The sequence below is a fragment of the Flavobacterium sp. IMCC34518 genome (assembly GCF_027111095.2).
Taxonomy (GTDB): Bacteria; Bacteroidota; Bacteroidia; order Flavobacteriales; family Flavobacteriaceae; genus Flavobacterium; species Flavobacterium praedii.
The window spans coordinates 734,052-749,400 of record NZ_CP114284.2 but is presented as its reverse complement, the minus strand read 5'-3'; the positions used below and the strand labels follow the sequence as shown (position 1 = coordinate 749,400).

18 protein-coding genes are annotated in these 15,349 nt (G+C 33.3%); 4 read left to right on the top strand and 14 right to left on the bottom strand.

Translation table 11 applies throughout. From position 1 onward, the window contains the following. Positions 1-20: 20 nt before the first annotated feature. Positions 21-1,067: an endonuclease/exonuclease/phosphatase family protein gene (locus OZP06_RS03260; protein WP_281238965.1), complete on the top strand. Its 1,047-nt coding sequence runs from the start codon at positions 21-23 to the stop codon at positions 1,065-1,067. A 109-nt stretch (positions 1,068-1,176) separates the two neighbouring features. Here the strand turns inward: OZP06_RS03260 and OZP06_RS03255 are convergent, their stop codons facing one another. The 11 genes from OZP06_RS03255 to dnaA all read right to left on the bottom strand — a co-directional run bounded on the left by OZP06_RS03255 (position 1,177) and on the right by dnaA (position 10,968). Then, positions 1,177-1,800 (bottom strand): WbqC family protein, encoded by a 624-nt coding sequence (locus OZP06_RS03255; protein ID WP_269223671.1) that lies wholly within the window; start codon positions 1,798-1,800, stop codon positions 1,177-1,179. Between the two features lie 86 nt (positions 1,801-1,886). After that, on the bottom strand, positions 1,887-3,440 hold the full coding sequence (lepB, locus tag OZP06_RS03250; protein ID WP_269223670.1) for a signal peptidase I: 1,554 nt from the start codon (positions 3,438-3,440) through the stop codon (positions 1,887-1,889). Positions 3,441-3,499: 59 nt separating this feature from the next. Beyond that, on the bottom strand, positions 3,500-4,207 hold the full coding sequence (gene dapB / locus OZP06_RS03245) for a 4-hydroxy-tetrahydrodipicolinate reductase (protein WP_269223669.1): 708 nt from the start codon (positions 4,205-4,207) through the stop codon (positions 3,500-3,502). A 48-nt stretch (positions 4,208-4,255) separates the two neighbouring features. After that, positions 4,256-4,816, bottom strand: coding sequence for a DUF5683 domain-containing protein (locus OZP06_RS03240; RefSeq protein WP_269223668.1), 561 nt, complete (start codon positions 4,814-4,816; stop codon positions 4,256-4,258). Further along, positions 4,816-5,715: a ParB/RepB/Spo0J family partition protein gene (locus tag OZP06_RS03235; RefSeq protein WP_269223667.1), complete on the bottom strand. Its 900-nt coding sequence runs from the start codon at positions 5,713-5,715 to the stop codon at positions 4,816-4,818. Before OZP06_RS03235 ends, OZP06_RS03240 begins: the two co-directional genes overlap by 1 nt. A gap of 4 nt (positions 5,716-5,719) precedes the next feature. Beyond that, positions 5,720-6,487: an AAA family ATPase gene (locus tag OZP06_RS03230; protein WP_269223666.1), complete on the bottom strand. Its 768-nt coding sequence runs from the start codon at positions 6,485-6,487 to the stop codon at positions 5,720-5,722. 256 nt (positions 6,488-6,743) lie between these two features. Next, complete coding sequence (locus OZP06_RS03225) at positions 6,744-7,625, bottom strand: SDR family oxidoreductase (RefSeq protein WP_281238970.1); 882 nt, start codon at positions 7,623-7,625, stop codon at positions 6,744-6,746. Between the two features lie 396 nt (positions 7,626-8,021). Next, the gene (locus OZP06_RS03220; RefSeq protein ID WP_269223665.1) at positions 8,022-8,165 is read right to left on the bottom strand and encodes a hypothetical protein; all 144 of its coding nucleotides are present in this window, start codon (positions 8,163-8,165) and stop codon (positions 8,022-8,024) included. Positions 8,166-8,230: 65 nt separating this feature from the next. Further along, positions 8,231-8,953: an SAM-dependent methyltransferase gene (locus OZP06_RS03215; protein WP_281238971.1), complete on the bottom strand. Its 723-nt coding sequence runs from the start codon at positions 8,951-8,953 to the stop codon at positions 8,231-8,233. Positions 8,954-9,056: 103 nt separating this feature from the next. Next, positions 9,057-9,533: a low molecular weight protein-tyrosine-phosphatase gene (locus OZP06_RS03210; RefSeq protein ID WP_269223664.1), complete on the bottom strand. Its 477-nt coding sequence runs from the start codon at positions 9,531-9,533 to the stop codon at positions 9,057-9,059. A 7-nt stretch (positions 9,534-9,540) separates the two neighbouring features. Further along, a complete protein-coding gene (dnaA, locus tag OZP06_RS03205) occupies positions 9,541-10,968 on the bottom strand; it encodes a chromosomal replication initiator protein DnaA (RefSeq protein ID WP_269223663.1) in 1,428 nt (475 codons plus the stop codon). 183 nt (positions 10,969-11,151) lie between these two features. On the opposite strand from dnaA, the gene OZP06_RS03200 reads away from it, so the two are divergent. Further along, complete coding sequence (locus tag OZP06_RS03200; RefSeq protein ID WP_269223662.1) at positions 11,152-11,556, top strand: thioesterase family protein; 405 nt, start codon at positions 11,152-11,154, stop codon at positions 11,554-11,556. Between the two features lie 30 nt (positions 11,557-11,586). Here OZP06_RS03200 and OZP06_RS03195 read toward each other — a convergent pair whose 3' ends face one another. The 3 genes from OZP06_RS03195 to ribD are packed head-to-tail and all read right to left on the bottom strand — an operon-like array spanning position 11,587 to position 13,865. Continuing rightward, a complete protein-coding gene (locus OZP06_RS03195; protein ID WP_281324221.1) occupies positions 11,587-12,216 on the bottom strand; it encodes a YigZ family protein in 630 nt (209 codons plus the stop codon). 10 nt (positions 12,217-12,226) lie between these two features. Then, complete coding sequence (locus OZP06_RS03190) at positions 12,227-12,829, bottom strand: HAD family phosphatase (protein WP_269223661.1); 603 nt, start codon at positions 12,827-12,829, stop codon at positions 12,227-12,229. Further along, on the bottom strand, positions 12,822-13,865 hold the full coding sequence (ribD, locus tag OZP06_RS03185; RefSeq protein WP_269223660.1) for a bifunctional diaminohydroxyphosphoribosylaminopyrimidine deaminase/5-amino-6-(5-phosphoribosylamino)uracil reductase RibD: 1,044 nt from the start codon (positions 13,863-13,865) through the stop codon (positions 12,822-12,824). Before ribD ends, OZP06_RS03190 begins: the two co-directional genes overlap by 8 nt. Positions 13,866-13,972: 107 nt before the next feature. Between ribD and OZP06_RS03180 the strand changes: the two genes are divergently transcribed. Then, a complete protein-coding gene (locus OZP06_RS03180) occupies positions 13,973-14,479 on the top strand; it encodes a GNAT family N-acetyltransferase (protein ID WP_281324220.1) in 507 nt (168 codons plus the stop codon). A 9-nt stretch (positions 14,480-14,488) separates the two neighbouring features. Next, positions 14,489-15,343 carry a peptide chain release factor N(5)-glutamine methyltransferase gene (gene prmC / locus OZP06_RS03175; protein ID WP_269223658.1) on the top strand — a complete coding sequence of 285 codons (855 nt, stop codon included), beginning with the start codon at positions 14,489-14,491 and terminating at the stop codon, positions 15,341-15,343. Positions 15,344-15,349: the final 6 nt, after the last annotated feature.

Genomic DNA, 15,349 nt, shown 5'->3' with positions numbered 1-15,349 from the left:
GAAGTTTAAAACGCATTAAAATGAAGAACCTTTCATGGTTTAATAAAGGAATGTTTTTTTTGAATTTAGTGCTTATAGTACTAACATTCATAGCTTATTTACTCCCGTTTTTGGCTCCAAAAATCTTTCCGCTTTTATCGGTTTTTACCTTGTTTATGCCTTTGTTTTTTTTAACAAATGGATTGTTTTTTGTCTATTGGGCGATGCAATTCAAAAAACGCATGATTTTATCGGGTATTGTTCTTTTGGTTGGTATTACTTTTTTTAATAAGTTCTATAAGTTCTCTGCTAAAGAATTTCAAGAAAGTGATAAAGATTTCACGGTTATGAGTTATAATGTGAGATTGTTTAATGTTTTTAAATGGTTGGATCGTGATGATATTCCGGATGTAATACTAGAATTTATCAACTCAGAAAACCCAGATATACTGTGTATTCAAGAGTTTTCCAATTCAGCAAATATTGATTTAAAGGTATATCCCTATAAATATGTTTTGATGGAAGGAAAGCAAATTAAAACAGGTCAAGCCATATTTTCAAAATTTCCAATTATTGATCAAGGGAATATTGTTTTTCCTAATTCGAACAATAACGTGGTTTTTGCTGATATAAAGAAAGGAAAAGATATTATTCGAGTGTATAACATGCATTTGCAGTCTATAAAAATTTCTCCAGATGTTAATGAAATTTCAGAAAATATAGATGTGATTGATCAACAAAAATCCAAGTTCCTTTTTATTCGGATTAGTAAAGCATTTAAACAGCAACAAGAACAAGCTGCTATTTTTAAGGAACATGAGAAAGATTGCAAATATCCTATTATCATCTGTGGTGATATGAATAACAGCGCTTTTTCCTATGTGTATCGAAATATAAAAGGAAAATTGAAAGATAGTTTTGAAGAAGCAGGAGAAGGATTTGGTGCTACTTATAAATTTAAGTACTACCCAGCTCGAATTGATTATATTTTTGCCGATGAAACTATGGATGTTAAAAAATTTGAAAGCTTTCCAGATTTTCAAAATTCAGATCATTTTCCTATTATGGCAAAACTTTCTATGAAATAGATTTTGTTTTTTACAGTCATTAAAAATAAAAAAAAACGTTAAAAAAATAAGATTCAATAGTGTGTAAATCTTAATTTTTTAAAGTTTTTCAAAGTTTTTTAATCCTGATTTATCGAATAAGTACTTGATTTTTTAAATAGTCCATAGCATATCTTCCTTCATTAAATAATAAGTCAAGAACACTTAGATTATTCAAAAAGCCGAATTTATCATCGAATACCTGTGTGTATTTTTCAAATACGGAAGGATCTTTTTTACCGTTTACCAAATAGCGAAAATCATTTATTTCTGGATTGTCTATTTCATGAAAATATTCTGTTGTGGTATCAAACTCTAATTTCATACGTAGACATTTGCATACAATATCAAAAGCTTCGAGATTAAGATCCATTAAAAAATTATATTTTTTTTGAAAAATAGGCATTAAATCATCTTCAAAATATTCAAAGAATGGGGAGCTTCTGTAAGCAGCTTCCAATGATTTGAAATGCTGTTTTTGCCAATCAAACTCCGATTCTATTTTAATTTCTTTTGTTTTCTGATGTGCTAAATTAGAATGTTTTATAGGGATGTTTAATAACTGAATCCCATTTGGGCTGTAAATATAGGTTCTGTTGCGATTGGTTTGTTTCTGAAAATTATCCTCTATTTCAAACGTAACAGTGTCAGATTGTGCTATAGCAACAAAATGACTTATGGATGGAAAATAGGACGGATGAAGTAACGTTTTCATATTCTAAAGGTATAAATAAAAAAGTCATAAAGCCATTTTATTGACAGTATGACTTTTAAATTCTTAATTGTTATCCAGAAAATTTTTTATAATTCTTTTTTCGCTTTTCTTTTCTTCCAAAAATATTCACCTACAAAAAAGGCTGCTAGTGCAATCAAGAAGTATTTAAAATACGATTGTGGTTGTCCTTCACCATTTACTGTTGTGAATACTCTGTCCCAACGAATTTTGTTTAAACCCTTACCATTAGTGTCCCAACTCATCCAAATAAATATTGGTTTTCCAACAATATGATTTTCTGGTACAAATCCCCAATAGCGGCTGTCTTCAGAGTTATGACGGTTGTCACCCATCATCCAGTAATAATTTTGGTCAAAAGTGTAAGTTGTTACTACTTTGCCGTCGATTCTGATTTCATTACCATTTACTTTTAGGTCTTTTTTCTCATAATCAGTAATGATAGTTTTGTAAAAAGGCAAAGTTTCTAAATTTAAAGCAACCGTTTTTGCTTGCTGTGGAATGTAGATTGGTCCAAAATTATCACGATTCCATTTGTTAATATGTGGAAAAATACCATCTTCAACATTTTTGGATATAATTCTTTTTACGGATGTTATTCCTGGTACATTCTTTAATCTTTCGGCACCTGCGGCTGTTAATGCGCTTATAAAAAGTGTGTCTCTTGATTCATTAATAAAACCAGCACCATCAGTTACATCCATATTTTTTAAAAGGTATTCAAAATCAATAGGCGTTTTTCCATCTATGGCTACATTATATGAGAATTGTGGTTTTGCGCGATCACCTAAATACAATTCTTTTCCATTGATATAGACTAATCCATCTTTTATAGACAAACTATCGCCTGGAATTCCTACACAACGCTTCACATAATTAGATTTTTTGTCAATAGGCTTATCGACTCTAAGTCCAGATCGGTCTCTAAATTTAAAAACAGTATCTGCAGGCCAATTAAAAACAACTATATCTGTACGATTGATGGTTTGTATGCCTGGGAGTCTGAAATAAGGCAATTGAGGCCAATTTAAATATGACTTTTGTTTGGTTAATGGTATTGTGTCATGAACCATTGGCATTGCGACTGTAGTCATGGGAACTCTCGCACCATAATTCATTTTACTTACAAATAGAAAATCTCCTACTAGTAATGATTTCTCTAAAGAAGAAGTTGGAATAGTATAAGGTTGAATTAAGTACGTATGAACAATGGTAGCCACAATCACTGCAAATAATAAGGAACTAATGGTGTCTTGTGCTTTATGATCAGGACTTAGATGCCTATCTGCTTCGTAGTTTAAAGGTTGTGTGTAATTGATATAAAAGATGTAAAAACCTAATGTACCGATAACAAGAAGTGTGTCTAAGAATGATTTTTTACCAAAACTGCGTATAGTTTCTACCCAAACAACTGGAAACATAATCAGATTTATAATTGGAATGAAAAGTAAAAGTGTCCACCATGTAGGTCTTCCGATTATTTTCATTAAAACAATTGCATTGTAAACAGGAATTGCTGCTTCCCAACGTTTTCTTCCAGCACTTTCATATAATTTCCAAGTGCCTAAGAAATGAATTACTTGAACAGCTAAGAAAAATACAAACCAAAGATATAAAGTCATAATTTGAAGATTTGAAATTAGATTTTGAAATCCATTTTCTGTTTAGAATTTGGAGTTTATTATTTAGAATTTAAATTTAATACATCTTTCATAGTATAGATACCATGTTTTCCGGCCAGCCATTCGGCAGCAATTACAGCGCCTAGAGCAAAACCTTCTCTATTATGAGCCGTGTGTTTTATTTCGATAGAATCAACATCAGAGTTATAAGTTACAGTATGAGTTCCTGGAACGGTTCCTACTCGTATTGCTTCGATATGAATTTGATCCTCTTTTGGAGTGTCTAATGTCCAATTCGTATAATTACTATTCTCGATTATTCCTTTGGCTAATGAAATGGCAGTTCCGCTTGGAGCATCTAGTTTTTGATCGTGGTGAATTTCTTCCATGTTTACTTTGTAATGGTCAAATTTCGACATGATTTTGGCTAAATATTCATTAAATTCAAAAAACAAATTGACACCTAGACTAAAGTTGGAACTAGAGATAAAACCACCGTTTTTTGCTTTGCAAAGCGCTATCATTTCATCATAATGTTCTAGCCAACCCGTTGTGCCTGAAACTACAGGGACATTTGCATTGAAACAACTTGAAATATTACTAACTGCTGCTGAAGGAACACTAAAATCGATGGCAACATCGGCAGTAGAAAGTCCATCATAAGTGTTGAATTCGTCTTTTTTTAAAACAATTTCGTGTCCTCTTTCTAAAGCAATTCTTTCGATTACTTGCCCCATTTTTCCGTATCCTAAAAGTGCAATTTTCATTTATGATCTGTTTTTTTTATTTTAAATAGAAACGAAAAGAATTCGAATCTAAAAACGATAATTAATAGTTAGTCCTAAATTTGATTTTAATGTTACAGCATCAGGAGTAATTTGTGGTTGTAATGATAAACTTTGATTCACATTAAATTGAATTAAGGCTGCATCAACGTTGGCGTCTATAATATTAAGCACATAGAAACCTATTACAAAAAGCCCTGAAAGTGATGCGTTTCTTTGGTAAAACTCTTGAGCTGATATTAATTGTTTATCTGAAAGATAGTTGTAATTAGGGTCTGGATTTCCTGCTAATCGACTTTTGTAAGCATCACGATACTCATGGTATTTTTGTTTGCTGTCTGTGTAAAAATATAAACTGGTTCCAATAGCGCCGTATACTATTGGAATTTTCCAGTATTTTTTATTGTAAGCTTGACCTAAGCCTGGCAAAATTGCGGAGTAAAATGCGGCTTTTGCAGGTGTCAAAGGGTCTATTTCTATTGACTTTAAAGTATCTTTTGGTTTTAAAACAGCATTGGTTTTTGCTTGTGCAAAAACAGCTGCGTTTCCTAAAAGAAAAAGCAATAGGCCTATGGAAATGATTTTATTCACTACCCTTCTATTAATTTTATTATTCTATTGAAGTCTTCTTCTGAATGAAAAGGAATGGTGATTTTTCCTTTGCCATTTCCAGCTACTTTCACATCAATTTTTGCTCCAAAATACTTATTAAAAGTACTTACGTCTTCGTCATTTATTTCAAAAGAAGATGTTTTTGTTGGAGTTAAAGGTTTTGGTTTTAAACTTTCGTGGTAGTTTTTTACCAAAGTCTCTGTTTCTCTAACCGAAAGATTCTGACTTACAATTTTTTGATAAATATCCGTTTGGACATCATGATCATCAATGTTAATGATGGCACGACCGTGGCCCATGCTTATAAAACCGTCACGAATTCCAGTCTGAATGATAGGGTCTAATTTTAAAAGTCTTAAATAATTAGCAATGGTTGAACGTTTTTTACCCACTCTTTCACTCATTTGCTCTTGTGTCAATTGAATTTCGTCAATTAAGCGTTGGTAAGAAAGTGCAATCTCGATTGGGTCTAAGTCGTGACGTTGAATATTTTCAACTAAGGCCATTATAAGAGACTCATTATCGTTTGCAATACGAATGTAAGCTGGGACAGTAGTAAGTCCAATTAAAGTTGAAGCACGCAAACGACGCTCTCCAGAAATTAATTGGTATTTATTAAAGTCTAATTTACGAACCGTAATAGGTTGTATAACACCTAATTCCTTGATAGAAGTGGCTAATTCGCGTAATGAATCTTCGTTAAAATTACTTCGGGGCTGAAATGGATTTATTTCTATAGCATCAATTTCAAGCTCTATAATATTCCCCACCACTTTATCTGCATTTTTATCTTCTACCGATTGAATATCGTTTTCAGGGTCTTTTAATAATGCAGATAAACCTCTACCTAAGGCTTGTTTTTTTATTGCTTTTGACATACAACTATTTACTATTTTTCTTTATAATTTCTTGAGCTAAATGAATATAATTTACTGCTCCTTTGCTGGTGGCATCATAGTTGATAATGCTCTCTCCGAAACTTGGGGCTTCACTCAATTTTACATTTCTTTGAATTACTGTTTCAAAAACCATATCATTAAAATGTTTTTGAACTTCTTCCACCACTTGGTTTGATAAACGCAATCTGGAATCAAACATTGTCAATAATAATCCTTCAATGTCTAAATCTGGATTGTGAATTTTTTGAATACTTTTTATGGTATTTAATAATTTACCCAAACCTTCTAATGCAAAATATTCACATTGAATAGGAATTACTACTGAATCGGCAGCTGTTAAAGCATTTAACGTTAAAAGTCCAAGAGATGGTGCGCAATCAATCAAGATATAATCGTATTGATCTTTGATGCTCTCTAATGCTTTTTTAAGCATATATTCTCTGTTTTCTTTGTCGACCAATTCGATTTCTATCGCAACAAGATCAATATGTGCAGGAATTACATCAACATTTGGAGAAGAACATTTTACAATAGCCTCCAATGGAGTATGGCTATGCTCGAGAATTTGATAGGTTCCAATTTCAACTGTTTCAACATCAATTCCCAATCCTGAAGTTGCATTTGCTTGAGGATCAGCGTCTATTAGTAATACCTTTTTTTCTAAAACACCTAATGAAGCCGCTAGGTTAATAGAAGTAGTAGTCTTTCCAACTCCACCTTTCTGATTCGCAATCGCTATGATTTTGCCCATTTATTTTCTAAATTTTGAACGGTAAAAATACAATTATTTATGGGTTTTGAAAATCTATTTTGTTAACAAAAACAAATAGTTTTCACAGTCCCCAATTTATCTTGATAATACCATATATTATTTGTTTTTTTGGTAGTTATTATATCAAAAAAAAGAGAACCTTATAAAAAGTTCTCTTTTTTTGATATATTTTTTTGCTGTTATTTCTGGCTATTTTTAATAGTTGTTGATGTTAATCGGTGAATATCGCAAATGGTTAACCTTTTTTCTTTGCTTTAATCATCATTTCTAATTGATCCCAAAGTTCTTCTGGAATGGCTTCTAGTAAATTAAATTGTCCCGCTCCCTTCAGCCATTCGCCTCCATCGATGACAATTACCTCGCCATTTACATAGGCCGAAAAGTCTGAAACTAAATATGCCGCTAAATTGGCTAGTTCTTGATGATCACCTACACGTTTTAAAGGTACTTTTTTGGCCATATCAAATTTTTCGGCTAGATCGCCAGGCAGTAATCTATCCCATGCGCCTTTGGTAGGGAAAGGCCCTGGTGCAATGGCATTGGTACGAATGCCGTATTTTGCCCATTCTACAGCTAGGCTTCTTGTCATGGCAAGAACACCTGCTTTGGCGGTTGCACTTGGAACCACATAAGCTGAACCTGTCCAAGCATACGTGGTGACAATATTCAAAACGGATGCTGATGTTTGCTTGGTATCTATCCAATGTTTGCCAAAAGCAAGGGTACAGTTTTTGGATCCTTTTAAAACAATATCAATTACAGTGTCAAAAGCATTTGCTGATAAGCGCTCTGTTGGTGAAATAAAATTTCCTGCAGCATTATTCAATAAAACATCAACCTTACCAAAGGCTTTTAGCACTTCTTGTAGCATGTTTTCTACTTCTGTATAATGACGAACATCACACTGAAGTGGAAGGCAAGTTCCTCCTGTTTCGGCTTCTAATTCTTGCGCAGTGCTTTTTAGTTTCTCTAAATCTCGAGAGGTTATAGCAACTTGTGCTCCTAACTCTAAGAAATATTTGGTCATCGCTTTTCCTAATCCACTTCCGCCTCCTGTAACTACAATTACTTTGCCTTTTAACGCATCGTCTCTTAACATTTTGTCCGTATAACTCATAATTTATTTTTTTTTGGATTGTAAATATATTTAAAAAATAATATGCATGCATAATAAAATAAATTTTTATTCCATTCGTTTAGAGTATTTCTGTTGTCGCTTTTCTGTTTAAAAGGTAATCGATGAATGTAGTTGTACTCGTTCTCGATATTTTGTAATAATTTTTATCGTAAATCTTTGTTCAATTCGGATAGATGAAAGCTTAACGTGATGATCTTTTGCGTGAGGGGTAGGAGCTAGTTACCTTGTAACGTGGATGACCCGACCGCATAAGAGAAAGGGGCTGAATGAGCGGTATGAAAAGTTAGCCCCTTTTTTTTATGTGGTCACGCTCAAATGAAAGTGGTTTAAGAAACAAATCCTGTAAAAATAATTATTTACAGGATTTAGAGTGTATTATTTAGTTTTTGCGTAAGGAACTGAATTCCATCCTTCTTTAAAGTCTTTTGTGAAATCTTTCCAGTTGTAAATACCATCAATGATTAAAAATGTAAAAAAGCCTAAGGCTATCATTTTGAAATCTCTTTTCGTAAAATTCATTTTATTTGTTTTTGGTTGAATAGCGAAACAAATATAAGAAAAATACATTGGTATATTTGTTTGCTTTACATTTTATGAATGATAAAAATTGTAGGGCGTTTGTGTAAATCGACAGTTTCTTTTTTCCAGGCTGAAATTTTCTTTGTTTTGATGTATTCAGTTGGTAAAGTAATATCGGTAGCAATACATAAATAGGTGTCGGGGTGCAATGTCAAAATTAAATCTTCGAGCAGTTTGTTATTGCGGTACGGTGTTTCGATGAAAATCTGAGACTGGTTTTTTTCAAAAGATATGCGTTCTAGGCTTTTGAAACTGGCTTTTTTTTCGTCTTTTTCAATGGGTAAATAACCATGAAAAGTAAAACTTTGACCGTTCATACCAGAAGCCATCATTGCCAAAAGAATAGAGGATGGGCCAACAAGAGGTACAACCTGAATGCCTTTGTCGTGGGCCAATTTTACGATTACAGCACCAGGATCGGCTACTCCAGGGCAACCGGCTTCGCTCATAAGTCCCATATTTTTGCCTTCCAAAAGTGGTTTGATGAACTCTTGGTGGTCTTTGGTTTCGGTGTATTTATTGAGAACGAATAGCTTTAATTCGGATTGTTTTTTGTCGGGATTGGTTAGTTTGATAGACTTTCGAGCTGTTTTGTCATTTTCAACTACGTAATAATCAATTAATTCAACACATCTTTTAATGGTTTGAGGTAATACATCCATAGGGTCGCAATCGCCCATAGTGGTTGGAATTAAGTATAGTTTGCCAAGAAGCGGTGCTGATTTCATTTGGATTGTTTTCGCTTTTTAAGAATAAGTTGCTTTATTTGACTTCTGTCAATGGTCTTGGAGGGGAAAGTTCTAGTTTGAAACAAAGTTATAAAAAACTTTTTTAGTTTTCTCCTGAATGTTTGGTAATCAACCTTTGGGCAATTACTTCGCAAGCCTCATCGAGCATTTCATAAACCATGTCAAAACCGTTTGCTAAACCATAGTAAGGGTCTGGAACATCTACGTTTTCATTTGGAAAAATAGCGTCCAAGATGAGTTTTACTTTATGTTTTTGGATTTCATTCTGAGCGAGGTGAATTACATCATTGTAATTGTTATTGTCCATTACAAAAATATAGTCAAAAGCTTCAAAATCTGTTTTTTGGAATTGTCTTCCTCTTTGATTAGAAATGTTTAAGCCGTTTTTTTTGGCGGTGGCTACAGAACGATTGTCTGGAGCACGACCAACATGCCAAGAACCTGTTCCTGCTGAATCTACAAGGAATTTATCAATAGGAAGTTTGGAGGCTAATATGCCTTCGGCCAATGGCGAACGGCAGATATTGCCCAGGCAAACCATTAAAATTTTAACAGGCATACTGCTTTTATAGCGTTAATTTTGAATTGATATCTTCGACGTATTTTTTGAATTGTTTGTCGGTTGCCACTAAATTGTCAACAGTTTTACAAGCGTGAAGTACCGTAGCGTGATCTCGATCTCCTATTTGGGATCCGATATTTGCTAGTGAAGCTTTGGTGAATTTTTTAGCAAAAAACATAGCCAATTGTCTGGCTTGTACTACGTGTCTTTTTCTTGTTTTGGATTGTAAAGTTTCTAGATCCAATTGAAAATAATCGGAGACAATCTTTTGAATGTAATCGATAGAGATTTCTCTCTTTACATTTTTAACAAATTTTTCTACGACACTTTTGGCTAGTTCAATAGTAACTTCTTTTTTGTTGAAAGAAGATTGTGCAATCAAGGAGATAATTGCTCCTTCTAGTTCGCGAACATTTGATTTGATGTTGCGTGCTACGTATTCGATTATTTCGTTTGGAATTTCAACTCCATCACGATACAATATGTTTTTTAATATAGAAATTCTCGTTTCATAATCCGGTTGGTGTAACTCAGCAGATAATCCCCATTTGAAACGGGACAATAAACGTTGTTCGATGTCTTGCATGTCTACAGGTGCCTTGTCCGAAGTCAAGATAACTTGTTTTCCGTTTTGGTGTAAATAATTGAAAATATGGAAAAATACATCTTGTGTTCCTGATTTTCCAGAAAGAAATTGAACGTCATCAATGATTAAAACATCGATTAATTGGTAGAAATGAATAAAATCATTTCTGTTATTTTTCTTAACGGAATCAATATATTGTTGGGTAAATATTTCGGCTGAAATATATAAAACGGTTTTCTCTGGGTATTTGTCTTTGATTTCAACACCAATAGCGTGTGCTAAGTGTGTTTTTCCTAATCCAACACCACCAAAAATCAATAATGGATTGAAAGAGGTTCCTCCAGGCTTATTAGCGACAGCCATACCTGCAGAACGCGCCAATCTATTAGAATCTCCTTCTAAAAAATTGTCAAAACTATAATTAGGGTTTAGTTGAGATTCGATTTTTAAATTACGAATTCCAGGGATTACAAACGGGTTTTTTAATTCTGGGTTTAAATTTTTGAAAGGAGCATCTACTTCTTGCGCTTTCATAGGAGCTCTATTGGCACTTGGCAACTGTTCTGTAAATGGTTGTTTGTTGCCATAAGTGTTCTCCATTTTGATTTTATAGAGTAACTTTGCATTTTTACCAAGTTCTTTGGTTAGGGCAACTTTTAATAATTTCACATAGTGTTCTTCTAACCATTCGTAGAAAAATTTGCTAGGTACTTGTATATATAATGCATTATCGGTAAGTTCAACTGATTTAATTGGTTCAAACCAAGTTTTATAAGCTTGATCTTGAATGTTGTCCTTTATGAAGGACAAACAGTTTTCCCATACTGATTGTGCAGTCTTGTTCATATATCTAGTTAAATTATTTTATTGTAGTGCTTTTTTTCTTGCAAAAAGAATGTGAAAATTATTCTTTTTTCGGGATAACAAATATGTGAACAATTATCTGTAAAAAAAAATAAAATAGGCTATAATTTTCAAAAATTTTGTTGTAAGGCACTTTTTGAAATTTAAATTTTTAATTCATAATTAATGAAAGATCATCAAATTCAAGTTCGTGTTCGCTATTCAGAAACAGACCAAATGGGCGTTGTTTATCACGGAAATTACATTCCCTATTTTGAGATAGGAAGAGTCGAATGGCTTAGAAACAAAGGGATTTCATATAAAAAAATGGAAGAAAGTGGTATTGCATTGCCTATTGTTAATATGAATATCAATTATAAAAAATCAGCTAGGTATGATGAATTATTAACGGTGCATACTGTTTTCAAAAGTCAGACGTCCGTAAAGATTGAATTTGATTGTGCAATTTACAATGAAGCAAAGGAGTTATTAACAACTGCTCAATTTTTGTTGGTTTTTGTATCCTTAAAAACAGGTAAACCGATTGCTCCTCCAGATTACATTTTAGAACTACTAAAAACTTTTGAATAATTATCAAAAGGAGCTCTTTTTAGTGAGAATTTATAGTTTTATTATGTCAATTTCAAACAATGAATTAAAAGTGTCGAATACCATTTCGGCATTTTTTTTTCTGGTTTTTATTACAAATTTGCCTATTGGTAAATTGGTTTCTTCATTTATTTCCATTTCTTGAGATACAATGTCCAATTTTTTTTCTTTGATCACTCGCATCACTTTATTCATATTTTTATAATCAAATGAAATTTGAAAAGGAATGTCAATTGTTTTTTCGATTATTTTACAAGATTCTAAAGTGAGTTGTGCAGAAGTTTTGTAAGCCGAGATTAATCCGCCTACTCCCAGTTTTATGCCACCATAAATTCGAACCACCACGACAAGGACATTGGTTACGCCAAAGGATTGTATTTGACCGTAAATTGGGGTTCCTGCTGTATTATTGGGTTCTCCATCATCATTAGCTCTGTATTGGATGCTTTCTGTTCCTATTTGATAGGCATAACAGTAATGAACAGCGTGTGGATGTTGTTTTCTTAAAACTTCGATAATAGGTTTTACTTCTTCCTCCGATTCAATAGGAAAGGCGTAACCGAAGAATTTGCTGCTTTTTTCCTTGAGTAAAGATTCTTCTGAGGGTAGGGCTATGGTTTTGTAGGTGTCTTTAATTTCCAAAGGTATTCTTCTAAATTATTTTTTTATCAAACAAATCAACTACATCCTCTTTACCTACTTGTAAGTTCCAAACTGGAAGGCCAAGTTCTAATGCGGCATCGGTGTTTTCTTTTTTGTCATCTATAAATAAAGTTTGTTTGGCTTGCAATCCGTTTTGGTTCAATACGAAAGTGTAAACTTCTGGATTGGGTTTTCTCATGCCAATTTCGAATGAAAAATATACTTTTTCAAAACATTGGTAAAAATCACTATAAAATGAAGTGCCCGATTTTTGTTCGAAAGTTTCAATATGAATGGCATCGGTGTTGCTCAATAGAAATAAACGATACTTTTTGGCAAGCATTTGAAGGAATTCTAATCGATACAATGGAAAGTCCAGTAATATTGCGTTCCATGCTTTTGAGATGTCCTCAATAGATGCGTTATTGGTATGTTTTTGAATTCCAAATAAAAAATCTTCTTCGGATATGGATCCAATTTCATATTGTAAGTTCAATTGGTTTAAATCTTCATTCCACTGGGATATGCCAAGATTTTTTAAACCATCCATAGTTGCTTGTTTATCTAAGTTGATAAAGACATCTCCAAAATCAAATATTATTGCATTAATCATGGTTTCTGATTATTAAAAATTCATCGGTGTCCATTGGGTGTTTTTCAGAATTTGTTTTTGATAAAAATGGGGCTCTGATTCCTTTCTCAAAAGTTGTATTTCCATAAAAAATTCGTGCTTCATCCCAAAGATTGGCATCGATAAAGGTCTGCAACGTTTGAAGTCCTCCTTCAATAATAACCGATTGTATTTGATGTTGAAACAAAACAGCAATAATTTGTGGAGCAATATTTTGTTTAAAATCGATTACCTCAAAGATAGTGTTTTCTTTGTTGATCCTATTTTTTGTCTTTGTAAATACTATAGTTTTGATTTGATTGTCAAAAACAGCATTCTCATTTGGAATACGATTATTTTGGTCCAATACCAATCGAATGGGATTGCTTCCAAACCAATCTCTAGCATTTAGTTTGGGATTGTCATCAATAGCGGTTTGTGTACCTACTAGAATGGCTTGTTCTTCGGTACGCCATTTATGAACCAATTGTCTCGAAAATTCATTGGTAATCCAAACGGGTTTTTTTTCGGTTTTTTCGAGAGGAGCTATAAATCCATCTTGACTCTCTGCCCATTTTAAAATAATGTAAGGTCGCTTCTTTTGATGAAATGTAAAAAAGCGCTTGTTGAGTTCGTTGCATTCGTCTTCGAGTATTCCAATAGTGACATGAACGCCTGCTTCTATTAATTTTTTGATGCCGTTTCCTGCTACTTTGATGTTGGGGTCTACAGTTCCAATAACCACATTTGGGATTTTGTTTTGAATAATCAAATCGCAGCAAGGAGGTGTTTTTCCAAAATGGCTACAGGGTTCCAAACTCACATAGATAGTAGCTTTTTTAAGCAACGATTTATCTTGGACCGAATTTACGGCATTGACTTCGGCGTGAGGCTCTCCTGATTTTTTGTGCCAGCCTTCGCCTATGATTTTGCCTTCATGTATAATGACACTTCCAACCATAGGATTGGGGTAGGTAGTTCCTAGTCCGTTTTTTGCCAGTTGTATGCAACGGCTCATGTATTTTTCATGTATCTTCACTGTGCAAAAGTACTAATTTTGGAAATAGGAATTAGTTTCAAAACTTAGGATGTTTTCCCGTTTACAATGGCTATTTTTGTGACGTTGAATAAATAATATAGTATTTTATGAATAATTGGGTTATTAGAAAAATACAAAAAGAAGACAATCAATCCGTTGCGCAATTGATTCGTGATGTTTTTGATGAGCTGAATATACCGAAAGTAGGAACAGCATATGAAGATCCTTATCTTGATTTGATGTTTGAAGAATACAGTAAGTCAAAATCGGTTTATTATGTAGTCGAAAGCGACGGTAGAATTGTTGGTGGAGCAGGAGTGGCACCGCTAGCAAACGAAGCCGATATTTATTGTGAATTGCAAAAAATGTATTTTTTGCCTGAAACCCGCGGTAAAGGAATTGGCAGTCAAATGATGGAGCAATGTTTGCAAAGTGCGAGAGATTTTGGGTTCGAAAAATGTTATCTAGAAACGATGCCTTTTATGTTAGAGGCACAAAAATTGTATAGAAAAACTGGTTTCGAAAACATTTGCTCTCCAATGGGAAGCACAGGACATACAAGTTGCCCGGTTTGGATGCTTTGCCCCCTAACCCCCGAAGGGGGAATAAAATAATCATTGAATATGAAAATAAAAGAATACAGAACTCAGTTTATACAAGCGCTTACTTATCTTTATGGTGAAGGCGAAGCGGAGAGTTTTTTCTATTTAATATTAGAAGAGAAACAAAAACGGAAAAGAATCGATTTGGCTTTGCAACCCGATTTGGTTTTTTCTGAAAGTGAAATTGCGATTTGGAACTCGATTTTGGAACAATTAAAATTGGAAATTCCGATTCAATATTTATTAGGGAATACGAGTTTTTATGGGTTGGATTTTGAGGTCAATGAAAATGTTTTGATTCCAAGACCCGAGACAGAGGAATTGGTGGATTGGATTTTAGAAAGCCAAAAGTCAAAAGCCAAAAGTCAAACTTTAAAAATTCTGGATATAGGAACAGGAAGCGGATGCATTGCTATTTCGTTAGCCAAAAATCTACCAAATGCTCAGGTTTTTGCGATTGATGTTTCGGAAAAAGCTTTGGCAACAGCCCAAAAAAATGCAATTCGGAATGAAGTTAGTGTTACATTTATTCAGCAAAATATTCTTGAAACGCTGGATTTAGGTCAAAAATTTGATATTATTGTTTCGAACCCGCCTTATGTTAGGAATTTGGAAAAAGAGGAAATTAAGAAAAATGTTTTAGACCATGAACCGCATTTGGCTCTTTTTGTAGAAGACAATGACGCTTTGATTTTTTATAGAAAAATAACCGAATTGGCACAAAAAAACCTATCAAATTCGGGACAATTGTATTTTGAAATCAACCAATATTTAGGAAAAGAAATGATTGAGTTGTTTGAAGAAATGAATTTTAAGAACATTGAATTAAGGAAAGATATCTATGGAAATGATAGAATGATGCTGGGTTTTTGTTAATAGTGT